This is a genomic window from Vibrio sp. 10N.261.46.A3 (genome assembly GCF_041472995.1).
Taxonomy (GTDB): domain Bacteria; phylum Pseudomonadota; class Gammaproteobacteria; order Enterobacterales; family Vibrionaceae; genus Vibrio; species Vibrio coralliirubri.
The window spans coordinates 3482-3894 of record NZ_JBFRRH010000013.1 but is presented as its reverse complement, the minus strand read 5'-3'; the positions used below and the strand labels follow the sequence as shown (position 1 = coordinate 3894).

The window sequence follows — 413 nt, the reverse complement described above, 5'->3', positions numbered from 1 at the left end:
GCTCTTTAACAATTTGGAAAGCTGACTGATTGATTACTTACGAGTAATTCAATCAAATTTAAAAGTTCTCAATGTTTATCTTTCATTAGATAAACACAACAAACACATTCAAGTGTCTTGTATTCGATTCAAACTTGTTTGAATCACAATTGAGTCCGGCAAACAGTCATTAAGAATTAACCCTTCTTAATGACAACCAAAAACCTTGGTTAGTTGCCATACGCTAAGACCCTTTCGGGTTGTATGGTTAAGTGACTAAGCGTACACGGTGGATGCCTTGGCAGTCAGAGGCGATGAAAGGCGTAATAACTTGCGATAAGCCCAGATTAGGTAGTAATAACCTTTTGAGTCTGGGATTCCTGAATGGGGAAACCCACTTACATAAGTAAGTATCCTGTTGTGAATACATAGCA

General features: G+C 37.8%; 1 rRNA gene (cut by a window edge). It reads left to right on the top strand.

Features of this window, described 5'->3' with window-relative positions:
• Window positions 1-245: 245 nt before the first annotated feature.
• Window positions 246-413, top strand: a 23S ribosomal RNA gene (locus tag AB4484_RS04210); it runs 3449 nt beyond the window's last position.